This is a genomic window from Micromonospora sp. B9E7, assembly GCF_039871815.1.
Lineage (GTDB): Bacteria > Actinomycetota > Actinomycetes > Mycobacteriales > Micromonosporaceae > Micromonospora.
In genome coordinates, this window is record NZ_JBDPLX010000004.1 from 197,991 (window position 1) to 215,012 (window position 17,022).

Here is a 17,022-nt window from a genome sequence, read left to right on the forward strand (position 1 = left end):
GGCCTCGACGTACGCACTTGCGCACGTCGAGGCCCGGCCACGATCAGCAGTAGAGGTTGGCTCCGGCCGACACACCGAGGATGCCGACGAACTGCTGGTACCTGGTGACGCGGCTCTGCACCTGGGCGGGGTTACCACCGTTGCACTCGATCGAGCCGTTGATGCTGCGGATCGTCTGGCCGAACCCGGCGCCGGTGACCATCGCGTTGTGGGCGGTCATGGTGCCCGGCCCGTTCTGCGTCATCCAGTACCAGATCCCGGTCTTCCAGGCCACCGCGGCGTCCGTCTGCACCAGCCACGGGTTGGTCAGCAGCGGCAGGTTGAGGGCGTTCCCGGCGGCGTTGTAGTTGAAGTTCCAACTGAGCTGGATCGGCCCGCGTCCGTAGTAGGCGGCCTGCCCCGCCGGGCAGCCGTAGGGCTGACCGGGGTCGCAGTAGTGCGGGTAGTTCGCGGTGTTCTGCTCGACGATGTGCACGAGCCCACCGGTCTCGTGGTACACGTTCGCCAGGAAGGCCGCGGCCTCCTGACGTTGCACGGTGGTGCTGCCGCTCTTCGCGAACGCCGGGTAGGCGCTGAGCGCGGCGACGAGCCCGGAGTAGGTGTAGAAGGAGTTCCGACCCGGGAACATCTGGTTGAACTGGGCCTCGGTGACCACGAAGCCTCCCGGGTTGGTGGGCGGCGGGGTGGTCGGTGGTTGGCCACCACAGGTGTACGGCTCCCAGTACCAGGTGCTGACGATGGGGTCGTACCCGGGATTGTCGTGCTCGGCGACGTAGTAGAGACCGTTGGTGTAGCGCACGATCGCGCCGGCGGTGTACCAGGTTCCGGCGACCCAGTTCGGATGGTTGCAGGTGCCTCCGGTGGGCGGCGTGGTGCCTCCGCCGCACGCTCCGAGATCCTCCCAGACGCCCGTCGTCCCGGGCGGCGCCTCGTTCTGGGTCCACCACTTCGCCCGGTAGTTGCGGCCGTTGTGTGACACCTGGGCGTCTCCCCAGTAGACGGCAGAGGCCTGCCACGATGCTGAGCAGGCCGCCGCCGACGCGGCGGTGGGCGGGATGACCGCGACCAACGCGCCGGCGACGATCAGTGCCGCCAGCGCGGCCAGCGCGCGCAGTCTCGTCATGTGATCACTCCTTCCTGGGAACCCATTGGCCGAAATCCGGACGGATATCGACGGGGATGACTGTAACATCTTCTGTTCGGAGTCTTAACTGTTTCTCTGGACACCAACCACGGCAGCCCCGCCGGGGTACGCCCCTCATCGACCCCGGTATTTCCGGCGGCTTTTCCGGATCATGTCGCGACGGATCGAACGACAAGCATGATCGGACCGTCGACACGGAAGGCCCCCGCCAACCAGAGATGCAGCACAGCGACACATTGACGCCTCGCGACGGTCGCTGATGCGTTCCGGAGCTGTTCCGGAAGTTGTTGACGCGTTGGAATTCTCGCTGCAATACTCCGATCCATCGAGGTCAATGCGTCGACATCGGTCGACGTGACCTCCCCACTCATCCACACCCGTCCGGACCGTGCTGCCCACGCACCGCGGCGCGGCCGGGCCTGCGAGAAGGGGCATCAGATGAGCAGGCTCTTCCCCCGCACGGCCCTGTGGTCGAGGCGGTTGCGCGCGGCGCTCGCCGTCCTCGCCACCGCCGTCGCGATGTGCGGTGTCGTCCTCGCGGCCACCTCCACCGCGTCGAGCGCCGCCACCTGCAACGGGTACGTCGGTCTCACCTTCGACGACGGCCCGACCGGCAACACCAGCGCGCTGCTGAACGTGCTGCGCAGCAACGGCGTACGGGCCACCATGTTCAACGTCGGGCAGAACGTCCAGAACAACCGCTCGGCCGCGCAGGCACAGGTCGCCGCCGGCATGTGGGTCGCCAACCACAGTTGGAACCACGCGCACATGACCTCGATGAGCCAGTCGCAGATGCAGTCGGACCTGTCCCAGACCAGCTCGGCGATCCAGTCGGCGACCGGCAGCCGACCGGTGTTGTTCCGGCCTCCGTACGGGGAGACCAACTCCACGCTCCAGTCCGTCGCGTCCTCGCTCGGCATGCGTCAGGTGCTCTGGGACGTGGACTCGCAGGACTGGAACGGGGCCAGCGTCAGCCAGATCGTGGCCAACGCGAGCCGCCTGCAAGCCGGTCAGGTCATCCTCATGCACGACGGGATCCAGAACACCCGCGACGCCATCCCGCAGATCGTGGCCAACCTGACCAGCCGCAACCTGTGCCCCGGCATGATCTCGCCGTCCACCGGCCGTGCCGTCGCGCCGGACGGCACGACCCCGCCGACCGACGGCGGCACCACCCCACCGCCCACCGGCGGCACCTGCACCGCGACGGCGACGACCACCAACGTCTGGGGCGACCGGTACAACACGTCGGTGACGGTCAGCGGCGGCAGCACGTGGACGGTGGTGGTCGCCCTGACCTCACCGCAGCGGGTCTCCACCATCTGGAACGGCACCGCCACCTGGGACAGCAGCGGCACCGTCATGACCATGAAGTCCAACGGCAGCGGCAACACCTTCGGCTTCACCACGATGACCAACGGCAACAGCGGAGCCCGTCCACAGATCCGCTCCTGCACGTCCGGCTGACCCGGCCGGATCGAGACGTGCGCGGCGGGTGCGCCCGGCACCCGCCGCGCACCGGGCACCCGTCGAGCGGATCGGGTGCCCTAACCTGCCCCCATGCGACACACCCTCACGCCGGGGGACGACACCCTGCACGGCCACTTCTCCCCCGACTTCCCGCCGGTGCTCACCATCGATCCCGGCGACACGGTCACCTACCGCACCCTGGACTGCTGGTGGTCGGCCGGCCCGTACCCGGGCGGACCCAACCGGGACCGGCCCCGGGTCGCGCAGCATCGCCCCGACCACGGACACGCGTTGGTCGGTCCGGTCGCGGTCCGCGGCGCACACGCTGGCCAAACCCTCGCGGTACGCATCGACGCGGTCGTCCCGGGCGCCTGGGGGACCACTGTGGCCGGTGGTTGGCCAAGCACGTTCAACCAGCGCTACGGCGTATCGGAGCAACCGGTGGTGCACGCCTGGGCGCTGGACCCGGTGACGATGACCGGCCGCAACCAGCACGGCCACACGGTCGCCCTGCGCCCCTTCATGGGAGTGCTCGGCATGCCGCCGGCCGAGCCGGGACGGCACTCGACCATCCCGCCGCGACGCTGGGGCGGAAACCTGGACTGCAGGGACCTCACCGCCGGCAGCACCCTCCTGCTACCGATCCCGGTGGACGGCGCGCTGTTCTCCGTCGGGGACGGGCACGCCGCACAGGGCGACGGCGAGGTCGGCGGCACCGCGATCGAGTGCCCGATGGACGAGGTGACACTGACCTTCGACGTTCGCGACGACTTCCCGGTCACCGGCCCGGTGGCGCGCACCCCGGACGCGTGGCTGACCCTGGGCGTCGGCGCGACCCTCGACGACGCCACGTTCACGGCGCTGGACTCGATGCTGACCCTGATGCAGCGGCTGCACGGGCTCAGCCGCGCCGACGCGGTGGCGCTGGCCAGCGTCGCGGTCGACGTACGGGTGACGCAGATCGTGAACCAGACCGTCGGCGCGCACGCGGTGCTGCGCGACGACGCGCTGGGCTGGCCGGGGCGGTGATCGCTCGCGTCCGGGCCGACGAACGTGGGCCGATTCTGTCGGGGGCGGTCGTTAACGTGTGGTCACTGTCGCCGCGCCGGCCACGTCTGGCCGGTCGCTGACCCCTCGGAGGCCCCCCATGTCCCAGGAGACGACCTACCTCGAACTGTCCGAAGTGGACGGTGCGCACAAGTTCTACGAGGTCATCGTCGACAACGCCACGCTGACCGTGCGCTACGGCCGGATCGGCGACCAGGGGCAGGTCAAGGCGAGCGCCTACCCGGACAACGCCCGGGCCCGCGCAGCCGCAGCGAAGAAGATCGGGGAGAAGGTCCGCAAGGGCTACTCGCCGGCCGTCCCGGGTGTCCGACAGAAGCGCACCGTCTCCCGGCGGCAGATCGTCAGCACCCGCTCGACCGCCCACACCGCGCCGGTGCTCTGGCGCTACGACTCCGGCGCTCCCGCCTTCGGCATCTTCGTCGACGGGCAGCACTGCATGGTCGGCAACGAGCAGGGTGTGATCACCACGCTCGACCACGACGCCCGGGTGCACAGTCAGGTGCGTCTGCCCGACGGCGTGAAGTGCATCGTCGCCGACGACGCCTGGGTCTACGCCGGCTGCGACGACGGCAACGTCTACGACCTGTCCGGCAAGGTGCCCCGGGTGGCGTACGCGATCGCCCCGGAGATCGACATCTACTGGCTGGACATCCACGACGGCGTCCTGGGCGTCTCCGACGCCGACGGCGGGATCACCGCCGTCGACCACGAGGACGAGTTCCTGTGGCGCAGGCCCGGGCGGGGGCGCTCGGCGTGGATGGTGCGGTGTGACCCCGACGCGATCTACCACGGCCACTCGCAGGGGGTGACCGGCTACGAGTGGCGTACCGGCCGCGAGTTGTGGCACACCAGGACCGGTGCGGTGCTGTTCGGCTGGCAGGAGCACGGCAGTGTGTTCGCCGGGACGGGCAGTCGCGAGGTGGTGCGCCTGTCCAAGACGGGTCGGCACCAGCGCAGCTACTTCTGCGACGCCCCGGTCTTCTCCTGTGCGACCGCCGAGGGCGGCCGGTATGTCTTCGCCGGCGACAGCCAGTCCTCGATCTACTGCTTCGACGCGGAGGGCACCCGGCTGTGGAAGCTCGGCACCGGATGCGGCTCGGCGTACTCCATGCAGTACCACGACGACCGGCTCTACGTCGTCACCACCGGCGGCCATCTGGCCTGCATCGACGCGAGCGAGCCGGCGATCCGCGCCGCCCAGGCCGGTGACGTGCCCGAGGTACGCGACATCAAGGCACCTCGTCAGGCCCCGCGGCCGGTGGAGCCGACAGTCGTCGAGGTGACCAGCGACCTCGGCGGCGGCGTGGTGGTGCAGTGCCTGGACGATCGGGGACGGTTGCGGGTCCAGGTGCTGTCCGACGGCTACCGGCGCGACTGGTCGGTGCAGTTCCCCAAGGGGATCCGCGAGCCGGGCGCCCGCTACCTGGTGACCGAGGTCCGCGAGTCCAGCCGTGGCGGGTTCTACCGGGCGTTCGGCGACATCCGCCGCCTGCGCTGACCAACACGGCCGTTCCTGCCGCCCGGCCGGGGACAGCACCACGCTCGGCCCGGCGGCGGCACGCCGCCAGCCTGGCCGGCTGGCACCCACCCGCGCCCGCCACGCTGGACGGCTGGCCCATCCGCCCCCGGCCGGGCTGGGTAGCCTGGGCCCATGATCTTCATTACCGCCAAGTTCCGCATCCTGCCCGAGCACGCCGACCGGTGGCCGCAGATCGCCGCCGAGTTCACCGAGGCGACCCGGGCCGAGCCGGGTTGCCTGTGGTTCGACTGGTCTCGCAGCGTGGACGACCCGACCGAGTACGTGCTGGTCGAGGCGTTCCGCGACGGCGAGGCCGGCGGGGCGCACGTGCAGTCCGCCCACTTCCGCAAGGCCCAGGAGACCCTGCCGCCGCACCTGGCCGAGACCCCGCGCATCGTGAACGCCACCGTGCCGCAGGACGACTGGTCGCTGCTCGGCGAGATGGCCGTCCCCGAGGGCCGCTGACCGGGCTCTGACCGTCGGGCAGTCGGCGGGCCGTCGCCGACCCGCCGACAGCGGAGCCGATCTGCCGCTAGCGGAGCCGACCTGCCGACAGCGGAGCCGACCGCCGTTGACGGCACCGCCCTGTCCTCAGCGCGGCCGGCCCCACCGCTAGCGGAGCCGGCGGGCGGTGAACCGGGCCGGCGGGTCGGCGATCACGTCCTGCGCGGCGACGAGTTGGATCTCCCGGGTGTCCGCCGCGAGGGTCGCCTCGAGCACGGCGAAGACGGACGCGATGGTGCGTTCCAACGCGATCGCGGGTGAGCCCGTCGTCCAGAGGTGCGCGAGGTAGAGCGCCGCGGTGACGTCGCCCCCGCCGTTCGGGTTGATCGGCAGCAGCGGGGTGGTCACCGCCCAGGCGCCCTCGTCCGAGACGGCCACCACCTCCAGCGAGTCCGGCGGCAGGTCGCCGTGCAGCACGCTGGTAACCAGGACGTGCCGTGGACCGGTCGCGCGCACGGCGTCGACCGCGTCGAGCACCTCCGCCAACGAGTTCGTCGTACGACCGGCGAGGAAGTCCAGCTCGAAGTGGTTCGGCGTGATGATGTCCGCACGCGGCACGACGGTGTCGCGCAGGTACTCCGGGATGCCCGGGCGGACGAACATGCCCCGACCGGCGTCGCCCATCACCGGGTCGCAGCAGTACACCGCTGCCGGGTTGGTCGCCTTGACCTTCTCGACCGCGTCCAGGATCACCGCGCCCATGGCCGGGTCGCCCTGGTAGCCGGACAACACCGCGTCGGCGCTGCCGAGGACCCCGCGGTCCTCGATGCCCGCGATCACCTCTGCCACGTCCGCCGCCGGGAGCATCGGTCCACGCCACGCGCCGTAGCCGGTGTGGTTGGAGAAGTGCACCGTCAGGACCGGCCAGACCTCGTGCCCGAGCCGTTGCAGGGGAAACGCCGCCGCCGAGTTGCCGACGTGACCGTAGGCGACCGACGACTGGATGGACAGGATCTTCACCGGCCCATCATGGCCGTTGCGGCGGGGACGACACGCGCGGCCCGCCGTTTCTGTCGGCTGGCCCACTCGCCGCTCGCCCCTTTCTGCGGGCACGAACGGGCGGCCCGGACCGTGTCGTCCGGGCCGCCCGAGCGGTGGCGGGGCGACCGGCGCGCTGGCTGGCCGTCCCGTCGTACGGTCAGCCGCCGAGGCTCGCCGCGGCCGAGGCGATCGACGAGGCGAAGTAGCTCACCTGGGTGTAGACACCGGGGTAGTTGGGCCGGGCGCAGCCGTTGCCCCAGCTGACGATGCCCACCTGGATCCAGGCGTTGGAGGCGTCACGCCGGAACATCGGGCCGCCCGAGTCTCCCTGGCAGGTGTCCGTGCCGCCGCTGGCGTAGCCGGCGCAGATCTCCTGGGCGGGGATCAGGTCCCCGCCGTAGTTGGCGTTGCAGGTGGAGTCGCTGACGAACGGGACGGTCGCCTTGAGCAGGTACCGCTGCTGGCCGCCACCCTCGCGAGCGGCGCCCCAGCCGGCGACGGTGAAGGTGCCGCTGTCGTACGCGGTGGTGCTGGCGATCGGCAGCGTGCTCAGCCCGGTGACCGGGCTGGCCAGCCGGATCAGCGCCCAGTCCCGGCCGGCGCCGTTGTAGCCGGGGGCACGGTAGACGTAGTTGGACCGGACGGTGATCCGGCTGGACGACTGGAGGTCCACCGTCCCGAGCGTCGCGGTGATGCTGGTGTTGGTGCCGGTCGAGCCCACGCAGTGGGCCGCGGTGAGCACCAGCCGGGGGCTGTAGAGCGCCCCGCCGCAGCCCATCGAGAGTCGCACCATGAACGGGAACTCGCCCTGAGCGGCGCGGGTGCCGCCGACGACGTTCGGCGTCATGGGGTTGTCGGCCGCGGCGGCCGGCGCGGTGAGGGTGAGGCTGGCCGCGGTCACCGCGGCCAACGCGGTGGCCAGCAGGCCAGTGAGGGTACGCCAGCGAACCATGCATTCCTCCGCATCAGAATGGCACGCCTCGTGAGCGCACCGGCATTCGAGATAGCGGTCATCATATTGAGGGACATGGATCTAGCGGGTCATCCTCTCTGGGTCGTACCACCGGCGCTATGGATCTCGGCCGGCGCGCCGCGCCGACCCCGGCGGACGTCTCGCGGGCAAGCGTTCGTCACCCGCCCGGCGTGCCGGTGCTCTCCCGTCGGATGAGCCGGAACGGCGTCTGCACGGTCAGCGGCGCCGGGACCGCCGCGCCCTCGATGCGCGCGACGAGGCGGCGCACCGCGAGACGGCCGATCCCCCTCTTGTCCGGTGCGATGGTGGTGAGGGTCGGCGTACCGAAACGCCCCTCCTCGATGTCGTCGATCCCGACCACCGCGACATCCTCCGGCACCCGGAGGCCGGCCTCGGCCAACGTCCGCAGCGCGCCGATGGCGACCAGGTCGTTGTATCCGAACACCGCGTCGGGCGGGTCACCGAGGGCGAGCAGGTCACGCATCGCCCGCTTGCCGTCGAGCCGGCCGAACGCGTCGGTGCGGGCGACCAGCCGCGAGCGGTACGGCAGGCCGGCTGCGGCCAGGGCCTCCCGGTAGCCGCGTACGCGCAGGTGCGCCGACTGCCGGTCACCACCGGGCGTGGCGCCGATGAACGCTATCCGCCGACGGCCGATCGCCACGAGGTGCTGGATCGCCGTGTGGCTGGCGGCGACGTTGTCGATGGCGATGTGGTCGTGCGGCACGTCGTAGACGCCCTCACCGATCAGCACGAGCGGGGTGTCCGCGGTCCGGGCCAGCACCTCCTCCCGGCCGATCCGCACCGGACTGAGGATCAGCCCGTCGATGATGTGCCGCCGGGTCCCGTCGAGGAGCGCCAGTTCGGCCTCCCGGTCCGCGGCGGTGTTCTCCATCACGAGCGTGTAGCCGAGCCCGGCGGCCTCGGCGATGGCGATCTCGGCGAGCTCGGCGAAGTAGGGGTTGTTCAGCTCCGGGACGGCCAGGGCGATCAGCCCGGTACGCCCCCGGCGGAGGTGCCGGGCGCCCAGGTTGGGGCTGTACCCGAGCTCGTCGATCGCCTGCTGCACGCGCTGCCGGGTCCGCTCCCCCACCGGCCGGTACCCGTTGACCACGTTCGAGACGGTGGCCAGCGACACGCCGGCGCGTTGGGCGATGTCCTTGAGGTTGACGCCCATCCACCGCCCCTTCGCGCAGGGAACCGCCGGTCCGCCAGGCATCGACAGACAAGGATTGACGGGAGGCCCGACGCGGCTCTATAACGTTATACAGGTGATGACGGATGTCAATATGCCTACCACCCTGGCGCGTGGAGATCCCACCGACATCCGTCGACGACGTCCGTCCCTCGTCAACGACCACCCGATGCCCACCGCCCACGCGCTTCGGGCTTGGCTGCACCGCCCGCGGCGACTCGCCCCCCGGAGACGGCATGACACGTCAGGTTCCCGCCCGCCCCGCCCTGCCACTGCTGCTCATCCTCGCCCTGGTCGTCGGCGTCCTCGCCGCGCCGGCGCACGCCGCACCGGCCAAGACGCCGCCACTGACCACCCCCTGGACCAGCCAGGCCCTGGCCGGCACACCACTGCCCGAGTACCCGCGACCCCAGATGACGCGACCGGACTGGCTCAACCTCAACGGCGAGTGGCAGCTACGCCAGTCGGCCACCGACGACGCCCCGCAGTTCGGCACCGACCTGCCCGAGCGGGTCAACGTGCCCTTTCCGGTGGAGAGCGCCCTCTCCGGCATCCAACGGGCCGCCAACGACAACCGCAACTACCTGTTCTACCGGCGCACGGTCACCATCCCGGCGAACTGGTCCGGGCGCCGGACCCTGCTGCACTTCGGCGCCGTCGACTGGCAGAGCACCGTCTGGGTCAACGGCGTCCGGGTCGGCGCGCACACCGGCGGCTACGACGCCTTCACCTTCGACGTGACCCCCCAGCTCACCGCCGGCACGAACGAGATCGTGGTCAAGGTCTGGGATCCCACCGACACCCGCCAGAACGGCAGCCTGCCCGCCATCGGCAAGCAGACCAAGACACCCGGCGGGATCTTCTACACCCCGAGTTCGGGCATCTGGCAGACGGTGTGGCTGGAGCCGGTGCCCGCCGCCTCCATCAGCAGCGTGGACGTCTACCCGAACCTGGGCAACAACACCCTGCGGGTCCGGGTCTTCACCAGGGGCAACGTGACCGGCCACAGCGTGCTCGCCGAGGCGCTGAGCGGAAGCACCGTGGTCGGAACGGCCACCGGCGGCTTCACCGACTTCAGCGTGCCCGTGCCCAACGCCCGTCGCTGGTCACCCGACGACCCGTTCCTCTACAACCTGCGGATCACCCTGCGCAACGCCGGAGCCGCCACGGTGGACCGGACGACCCACTACTTCGGCATGCGGGAGATCACGACCGGTCTGGTGAACGGAGTCCTGCGCCCCAAGCTCAACGGCCAGTTCGTGTTCCAGGTCGGCACCCTCGACCAGGGCTTCTGGCCGGACGGCCTGTACACCGCGCCGACCGACGCCGCCCTCGCCTTCGACCTGCAGAAGCACAAGGACCTGGGCTTCAACATGGTGCGCAAGCACATCAAGGTCGAACCGCAGCGCTGGTTCTACCACGCGGACCGGCTCGGTCTGCTGGTGTGGCAGGACATCCCGTCGCTGACCGCGCAGGACGTCGACCCCACCGACGCCCAGCAGGCACAGTTCGAAGCGGAGGCACGAGAGATCGTCGACGAGCACCGCAGCTCGCCCGCCGTGGTCGCGTACACGCCCTACAACGAGGGCTGGGGTGAGCGGTCCCTAGCCGACACCCGGCGGGTCGCGCAGAACATCAAGAACCAGGACCCGACACGCCTGGTCAACCCGCACAGTGGCCACAACTGCTGCCAGTCCCTCGGCAACCCCGGCAACGGCGACATCGACGACTGGCACGTCTACCTCGGGCCCGACTCGCCCGCGCCGTCGAGCAGCCGGATCGCCGTCCTCGGCGAGTTCGGTGGGCTGGGCCTGCACACCCCGGGTCACGAGTACAGCCCGAGTGGCAGCTTCTTCGCCTACGAGTGGCAGACCAGCTCGAACGCCCTCACCGACCGGTACGTGGGGCTGGTGCAGGGCAGCCAGAACCTGATGCTCGGCAAGGGACTCAGCGCCTCCGTGTACACCGAGATCACCGACCTGGAGGGTGAGCTGAACGGCTTCCTCACCTACGACCGTCAGGTGATCAAGATGGATCAGGCGCGGGTCCGCGCCGCCAACACCGCCCTGATCAACGCCTCGAAGACCATCGGCAGCTCGGCGCCCGTCGCCCTGCCGGTGAACACCCGACGGTCGTTGCAGGTGACGACACCCGGTTACACCAACCGGTACCTACGTCACCAGGACAGCCTGGCGTACACGGAGGTCGTCGACGCCGCGAGCTCCGGCCTGCTCAAGGCCGACGCCACGTACACGATCCGGACCGGCCTGGCCGACGCCGGCTGCTACTCGTTCGAGTCGGTCAACTTCCCCGGGCAGTACCTACGCCACCAGAACTCCCGGGTCCGCAACTCGCCGGACGACGGCTCGGCGCTGATGCGTGCCGACGCCACCTGGTGTGCGCGGGTCGGGCTGACCGGGGCGGGGGTGTCGCTGGAGTCGTACAACTTCCGGGGTAGGTACCTGCGGCACCACAACTCGGAGGTCTGGCTCAGCAACGGCGCCGGCGGCGACGCGTACAACACACCGACGTTGTGGACCGCCGACAGCACCTGGACCATCGCCGCCCCCTGGACGCCCTGACCGCGTACGAGGGCAGTTCGTCACGACAGGACGTCGCGAGGGGCCTCCGGCCAGGCCGGAGGCCCCTCACGAGCTGGGCGTCGTCGCGAAGCCCTACTGTCGGGACCGCGACCGGCGGCCTACGTCACCCGGCGGCGGGAAGATCGTTCTTCCGGTCATGAGGGAGAGCGGCACGTCGGGTCCACCGTCCGTCATGGCCGGTCGTCCGCCCCAGATCGTTGCGTGGTCACCGACGACAAGGCCCGACTCGCAAGTTGCATCCAGCCGGATTCAGCTGTCCGTTGCAACCCGCATTATGCCGCTCATTAAATAGACGTTCCTCAATCTTGACTTGTGCAGCCACTCAGCGCACCGTAAATGGCCACAGGCAGATGCGCGCCATTATCGGCCCGACTGACATGGATCGTTAAATGGGTGCGCTGCCGATTTCGCGCCGCGCGTACCAGGAGGCGTTCCATGCGGTTGAATCCGTTCGCCGGGATCTACCTCACCGATCCGGCAAGCATCTGGCGGCGCATTCTCGACGATCCCGCCGGGGTGCACTACGCCGAGGATCTGGGTCTGTGGTTGATCAGCAGGCACGCCGACGTCCGGCGGGCCCTCGCCGACGTGGCGACGTTCGGAAGCACCCTCACCCTCGCCCCGGTCTACGAGGTGTGCCCGGAGGCCATGAGCGTGCTCATCCAGATCGACGCGCCGCCCACGACGGCCGCCGCGGACCCGCCGGTGCACCCCCGCACCCGTCGGGCGCTCCGGGCGACCTTCGCGAACACCGCCGAGCGGGTCGAGGCCGACTACGGCGCGATCGTTCGACGCAGGGTCGACCAGCTGGTGTCCCGGCTCGCCGCCCGCCAGGGCGACCAGGTCGACCTGATCCCGGCGTTCGCCACCGAGCTACCCCTGCTGGTGGTCCTCGACATCCTCGGGGTGCCCGAGGCCGACATCGGGCGGATCAGGAGTTGGGCCGACGGCCAGATCGCCCTCGTGTGGGGGCAGCCCGACCCGGCCGAGCAGGTACGCCTGGCACGGGATCTGCTGGAGTTCTGGCACTACTGCGAGGAGCTTGTCCGCCGGCGCGTGGACAGCGGACACCAGGGCGACGACTTCATCAGCCGAGCCCTGGCCTACCGGGACGATGACGACGCGGTGCTGACCGTGTCCGAGGTGGCGAGCCTGGCCTTCAATCTCCTGGTCGCCGGCCACGAGACCACCGCCGGGCTACTCGCGCACGCCCTCGACCAGGCACTGTCCACACCGCAGCACTGGTCCGCGCTGACCGCGGACCCGGGGAGCGTCCCCGCGTTCGTGAGCGAGACGCTCCGGTTCGCGCCCGCCATCGACGGCTGGCTGCGGGTGACCAGCCGGGAGGTCACCCTGGGAGCGGTGACGATCCCGGCGGGGGCGCGTTGCCTGCTGTTGATCGGAGCCGCGAACCGCGATCCTGCGGTGTTCGCCCACCCGGACCAGTTCCATCCACAGCGGGCGGACGTGGGCAATCACCTGTCGTTCGGCCACGGACCACATTTCTGCATCGGAGCGGGATTGGCGAGACTGGAGGCCGAGATCACCATCACCCGGCTCACCAATGCCATTCCCGGACTACGCCTGGCGAACGATCAGCAGCGCTCGTACAAGCCGAATGTCGCATTCCGTGCACACCGCACGCTGCTCGCGACAATCGACGGCCGAAGGCCCGCCGACATCCCGGCTTCGCGCGACGAGGTGGCTGCCGAAGCGCACGCCGCGTGACATGAGCGAGCGCCAGCAGGCCGGATCGAGGGTGGGGCGGGTCGTGTTGCCGGCCCCACCCGGCACAGGCAACGGGTCCGGCGCGCAACCTTCCCGCTTTGCCCGACGATCAATGTCGGCGAACGTCTTCACACCCATCGCTTCCTGGGTTAAGAATTGCCCTCTATGAATGTTCAGCTCATCCGCCAATCCCGATCTGGCGTCCGCTGCTGATTCCCGTAGCCACGAAGGTGAGCGCATGGAGCACACGTCCCCGTCGAGCTCTGCTCACTCTGCGGCCAGTCAGCGGTTCCGCTGGGAACTGCGCGACTGCCGGGTCCGACGGGGCCTGACCCAGCGAGCCCTGGCGGATCTGGTGCGGTTCAGCCGGGAGACGGTCGCGGCGGTCGAGTCGGGTCGCCGGTTCGGCAGTCACGAGTTCGCGCTGCGCTGCGACGACGTGCTCGGCACCGGCGGCCGGCTCGCGGCGCTCTGGCCGCAGGTGGCCGCCGAACAGTTGGCGGCCGACGGTCGCCGGGGCCCCCGCGACTCGCAACCGCCTCGGCCGCAGCGGGCGGTGCCGCGGCAGCGTGATCGGCGCGACGCGCGTGACCCGGGCGCCGTGGTGGACGCGATCGACGAGCTGCGTGAGCTGATCGGCCAGGTGCTCAACGGCCCGGCCGAGCCGGGCGACGCGCAGCGACGGCAGACGCCCGACGGCACGCAGCGGCGGCAGCCACCCTCCGACCCCCGCGACGACCAGCGCTGACCCCACGGATCCGGATCGACCTCAGGGCGTCACCGGTCGCTGACGTTGGGTACAGATGCTGGTACGGGCAGTTTGTACCACGACCAGGTCTGGTCTACGAGCGCCGCTTCCGGCCGAATGGGACTTGCATTCGGCAACGTGCGGATAGACCGTCATCGACGAGTCGTGGGAGTCAATCTTGGCGTCGAGCACCAGGTCCCACGCGGCCAGACCCTACCCGACCCGTCGACGCGGTTGGAAGATAGCCGGCCGGATGCGCCTCATCGTCGCGGCGCCGCTGGTCGCCGTGATCGGCTTCGCCGGGCTCGCGCTGACCGAGAGCGCTCGCCAGACGGCCCGTGCCAGCGACCTGCGGATCCTGGCACAGGTCGGGGCCGAGGCCGGTGACCTCGCCTACCGCCTGCAACGCGAACGGATCGCCGCCGCCGACCTGCTGACCTACGGCGCGCCGGAACAGCAGGACGCCTTCGGCGCGGAGATCGCCGCCACCGACAACGCGGTCAGCAGCTACCGGAAGCAGCGAGGGCGACTGACCGCCGACACCGACACCAACCGGGCCCTCCTGCGCCGCATCGACGCGGCCCTGGACGGGCTCGCCCCGCTGCGCACCCAGGTGCGCACGGCGACCCACGCCTCGGTGTCGGCGATGACCTTCAGCTACCGCATCGCGATCGCTGATCTGATCAGCTTTCGGGAAGCCGTCTCGCACGGCGTGGTCGACGCCGAACTCGCCGACGGGATCCGCGCCTCGGCGGCGCTGTCGAAGACGGCCGAGGCGATCGGTCAGCAGCAGGTCGCGGTGCTGCGGACCGTCGCGGGCGGCGAGCTGACACCGGCCATGCAGCAGGACATCACCGCCGCCCGTACCAGCTACACCGAGTCGAGCCTGTCGTTCCTGGCTCTGGCCCCACCCGAGTGGAGCAGTTGGTGGGAGCAGGCCGGCACCGGCAAGGAGGCGCTCGCCCTGCAGCGGATGCAGGACGAGGTGTCCCGGGCCCAGCCGGGCTCTCGATTGCAACTGGAGACCGGCAGTTGGGTGTCCACCACGCAGACCCGTGTCGCCCGCCTGGCCGAGCTGCGGGCACGGGTCGACGCCGCGGTCCGTGACGACGTGCGGGCCGCGCACGCCGACCAACGTCGCCGAGCCGTCGCCGAGGCGGTCGGCGTCCTGCTGGCGCTGGTCCTCACCGCGCTGGTGACCTGGGTCGTCGCGCGGCAGATCACCCGTCGCCTGCGTCGCCTGCGGGACGCGGCGAACGCGGTGGCGTTCGAACAGCTCCCCGCTGTGGTGGCCCAGCTCCAGCAACCGGGCAGCGCCGCCGTCGACCCGGACAAGTTGGCCCGTCAACACTCCACCGCCGCCCTAGAACCGTCCAGCGACGACGAGATCGGCGAACTGGGCCAGGCGTTCAGCGCGGTCCACCAGGCCGCCGTACGGACCGCCGCCGAGCAGGCCGTCATGCGCGCCAACACCGCCGACATCTTCATCCACCTGAGCCGCCGCGAACAGCGGCTCGTCGATGCCGTCCTGGCCCAGGTCGATCTGGTCGAACGGGACGAGACCGACCCCGACCGGCTCCACCAGCTGTACACGCTGGACAACCTGGCGACGCGGATGGGACGGATCAACGCGAGCCTGCTGGTGCTCGGCGGCGTCGGCGTCGGTCGCGTACGCCAGCGCGACGTCCCTCTGCAACAGGTGCTCCAGGCGGCGCTGTCCCAGATCGAGCACTACGCGCGGATCCGACTCGGCATGATCGACGGAGACGTCGCCGTGGCGGCCAAGACCGTCGACGAGGTCGTGCACCTGCTCGCCGAACTCATGGACAACGCGACGACGTACTCGCCGCCGGGCAGTGAGACCTGGGTGAGTGGGCGGAGCCTGGGCGACCGCGTGATCATCCAGATCAGCGACGAGGGCGTCGGCCTGTCGCCCCAGCGGATGCAGCAGCTCAACGAGCTGTTGGCCCGCCCGCCGGCCATCGACGTGGCCGCCGTACGGGCGATGGGGCTGGTCGTCGTCGGTCAGCTCGCCGAACGGCTGGGAGCCACCGTCCAACTGCGACGCGGCCCCCGACGCGGCACCCTCGCCGAGGCGACGCTCCCCGCGGCGATCATCCGGTCGCTGCCGCCGGAGGAGTACCTGCTCGCACCCGGACGCCTCTCGCGGCGGGCGGCGCGCACGACCAGCGCCCCACCGCCGTACCAGCCGCGCCCGGAACCCACCGCCGGACGCCCTCCGGCCGAGCGGACCCTGCCCGCGGCGCCGGTGTTCCGACCGGCTGCCCCAACCCCGGACCGGGGTGACGCGCCCACCGAGGAGCTCCTCATCTTCGAACAGGTCAACCACTGGTTCCAGAGCGACGTCGTCGACGGCCACGAGAACGGGCAGTGGTCCAGCCCCGCCGACGACGCCTGGCGCACCGCCGCCCAGGCGCACACCCCCGACGTCGCCACGACCACCACGTCCGGTCTGCCCAAACGGCAACCACAACGGCATCTCGTGCCCGGCGGCGTGACCGGGGCCCAGCAGCAACAGAGATCCGAGTACCGCGACCCGGCCCAGGTGGCGACGGCGATGGCCGCGTACGCGCGGGGTGTGGCGAACCGCCGGCGCACCCCGATCAACCTCGGCAACAAATGACGCGACAGGAGAGCACGTGAGCGACCAACAGGATCTCGGCTGGCTGCTGGACAACTTCGCCGCCCGCGCCAGCGAGGTCAGCCATGCGATCGCCATCTCCAGCGACGGACTGATGGTGGCCGCCACCCGCGACCTGCCACCGGACCGGGCCGACCAGCTGGCCGCGACGGGCAGCGGGCTCGTCAGCCTGCTGCGCGGGGCGGCGGCATTCTTCGACGCCGGCGCGGTGATCTCCAACGTCACGCAGCTCGAGGGCGGATTCATGTTCTCGATGGCCTTCAACGACGGCGCCTCGCTGTTGGTGCTCGCCGCACCCGAGTGCGACGTCGGCAAGGTCTCCTACGAGATGACCGAACTGGCCAACCGCATCGGCGACGCCCTCACCCCCGCGGCCCGGGCGGCACTCGCCCGCAGCCGCTGACAACCCCGGCGCCCCCACGCCGGAGAC

General features: G+C 70.6%; 13 protein-coding genes. 9 read left to right on the forward strand and 4 right to left on the reverse strand.

From position 1 onward, the window contains the following. Window positions 1-43: 43 nt before the first annotated feature. Window positions 44-1,123: a glycoside hydrolase family 19 protein gene (locus ABGB10_RS08690; protein WP_347660335.1), complete on the reverse strand. Its 1,080-nt coding sequence runs from the start codon at window positions 1,121-1,123 to the stop codon at window positions 44-46. Between the two features lie 459 nt (window positions 1,124-1,582). Between ABGB10_RS08690 and ABGB10_RS08695 the strand changes: the two genes are divergently transcribed. From ABGB10_RS08695 to ABGB10_RS08710, 4 genes are all read left to right on the forward strand, one after another. Then, window positions 1,583-2,611 carry a polysaccharide deacetylase family protein gene (locus tag ABGB10_RS08695; protein WP_347660336.1) on the forward strand — a complete coding sequence of 343 codons (1,029 nt, stop codon included), beginning with the start codon at window positions 1,583-1,585 and terminating at the stop codon, window positions 2,609-2,611. Window positions 2,612-2,704: 93 nt separating this feature from the next. Beyond that, the gene (locus ABGB10_RS08700; protein WP_347660337.1) at window positions 2,705-3,643 is read left to right on the forward strand and encodes an acetamidase/formamidase family protein; all 939 of its coding nucleotides are present in this window, start codon (window positions 2,705-2,707) and stop codon (window positions 3,641-3,643) included. Window positions 3,644-3,761: 118 nt separating this feature from the next. Beyond that, a complete protein-coding gene (locus tag ABGB10_RS08705) occupies window positions 3,762-5,180 on the forward strand; it encodes a PQQ-binding-like beta-propeller repeat protein (RefSeq protein ID WP_347660338.1) in 1,419 nt (472 codons plus the stop codon). A gap of 153 nt (window positions 5,181-5,333) precedes the next feature. Beyond that, the gene (locus tag ABGB10_RS08710; RefSeq protein ID WP_347660339.1) at window positions 5,334-5,666 is read left to right on the forward strand and encodes a putative quinol monooxygenase; all 333 of its coding nucleotides are present in this window, start codon (window positions 5,334-5,336) and stop codon (window positions 5,664-5,666) included. A gap of 147 nt (window positions 5,667-5,813) precedes the next feature. Here ABGB10_RS08710 and pdxY read toward each other — a convergent pair whose 3' ends face one another. The 3 genes from pdxY to ABGB10_RS08725 form a co-directional block, all read right to left on the reverse strand. Next, window positions 5,814-6,665: a pyridoxal kinase PdxY gene (gene pdxY / locus ABGB10_RS08715; RefSeq protein ID WP_347660340.1), complete on the reverse strand. Its 852-nt coding sequence runs from the start codon at window positions 6,663-6,665 to the stop codon at window positions 5,814-5,816. A 178-nt stretch (window positions 6,666-6,843) separates the two neighbouring features. Next, window positions 6,844-7,638, reverse strand: coding sequence for a serine protease (locus ABGB10_RS08720; protein ID WP_347660342.1), 795 nt, complete (start codon window positions 7,636-7,638; stop codon window positions 6,844-6,846). A 178-nt stretch (window positions 7,639-7,816) separates the two neighbouring features. Next, window positions 7,817-8,833: a LacI family DNA-binding transcriptional regulator gene (locus ABGB10_RS08725; protein ID WP_347660344.1), complete on the reverse strand. Its 1,017-nt coding sequence runs from the start codon at window positions 8,831-8,833 to the stop codon at window positions 7,817-7,819. A 254-nt stretch (window positions 8,834-9,087) separates the two neighbouring features. Between ABGB10_RS08725 and ABGB10_RS08730 the strand changes: the two genes are divergently transcribed. The 5 genes from ABGB10_RS08730 (at window position 9,088) to ABGB10_RS08750 (ending at window position 16,995) form a co-directional block, all read left to right on the forward strand. After that, window positions 9,088-11,433, forward strand: a complete 2,346-nt coding sequence (locus ABGB10_RS08730; protein WP_347660345.1) for an AbfB domain-containing protein — start codon at window positions 9,088-9,090, stop codon at window positions 11,431-11,433. A gap of 456 nt (window positions 11,434-11,889) precedes the next feature. Then, a complete protein-coding gene (locus ABGB10_RS08735; protein ID WP_347660346.1) occupies window positions 11,890-13,182 on the forward strand; it encodes a cytochrome P450 in 1,293 nt (430 codons plus the stop codon). Window positions 13,183-13,420: 238 nt separating this feature from the next. Continuing rightward, window positions 13,421-13,930 carry a helix-turn-helix transcriptional regulator gene (locus ABGB10_RS08740; protein WP_347660347.1) on the forward strand — a complete coding sequence of 170 codons (510 nt, stop codon included), beginning with the start codon at window positions 13,421-13,423 and terminating at the stop codon, window positions 13,928-13,930. 253 nt (window positions 13,931-14,183) lie between these two features. Beyond that, window positions 14,184-16,574, forward strand: a complete 2,391-nt coding sequence (locus tag ABGB10_RS08745) for a nitrate- and nitrite sensing domain-containing protein (protein ID WP_347660348.1) — start codon at window positions 14,184-14,186, stop codon at window positions 16,572-16,574. Between the two features lie 16 nt (window positions 16,575-16,590). Then, window positions 16,591-16,995 (forward strand): roadblock/LC7 domain-containing protein, encoded by a 405-nt coding sequence (locus ABGB10_RS08750; protein WP_088989969.1) that lies wholly within the window; start codon window positions 16,591-16,593, stop codon window positions 16,993-16,995. The last annotated feature ends 27 nt before the right edge of the window (window positions 16,996-17,022 follow it).

What these genes read in the sequence shown, in the direction of transcription:
- ABGB10_RS08695 (WP_347660336.1), top strand. Translation starts at nt 1,583, where the DNA reads ATGAGCAGGCTCTTCCCCCGCACGGCCCTGTGGTCGAGGCGGTTGCGC.
- ABGB10_RS08705 (WP_347660338.1), top strand. Translation starts at nt 3,762, where the DNA reads ATGTCCCAGGAGACGACCTACCTCGAACTGTCCGAAGTGGACGGTGCG.
- ABGB10_RS08740 (WP_347660347.1), top strand. Translation starts at nt 13,421, where the DNA reads ATGGAGCACACGTCCCCGTCGAGCTCTGCTCACTCTGCGGCCAGTCAG.
- ABGB10_RS08725 (WP_347660344.1), bottom strand. Translation starts at nt 8,833, where the DNA reads ATGGGCGTCAACCTCAAGGACATCGCCCAACGCGCCGGCGTGTCGCTG.
- ABGB10_RS08745 (WP_347660348.1), top strand. Translation starts at nt 14,184, where the DNA reads ATGCGCCTCATCGTCGCGGCGCCGCTGGTCGCCGTGATCGGCTTCGCC.
- ABGB10_RS08710 (WP_347660339.1), top strand. Translation starts at nt 5,334, where the DNA reads ATGATCTTCATTACCGCCAAGTTCCGCATCCTGCCCGAGCACGCCGAC.
- ABGB10_RS08690 (WP_347660335.1), bottom strand. Translation starts at nt 1,123, where the DNA reads ATGACGAGACTGCGCGCGCTGGCCGCGCTGGCGGCACTGATCGTCGCC.
- ABGB10_RS08700 (WP_347660337.1), top strand. Translation starts at nt 2,705, where the DNA reads ATGCGACACACCCTCACGCCGGGGGACGACACCCTGCACGGCCACTTC.
- ABGB10_RS08735 (WP_347660346.1), top strand. Translation starts at nt 11,890, where the DNA reads ATGCGGTTGAATCCGTTCGCCGGGATCTACCTCACCGATCCGGCAAGC.
- ABGB10_RS08720 (WP_347660342.1), bottom strand. Translation starts at nt 7,638, where the DNA reads ATGGTTCGCTGGCGTACCCTCACTGGCCTGCTGGCCACCGCGTTGGCC.
- ABGB10_RS08730 (WP_347660345.1), top strand. Translation starts at nt 9,088, where the DNA reads ATGACACGTCAGGTTCCCGCCCGCCCCGCCCTGCCACTGCTGCTCATC.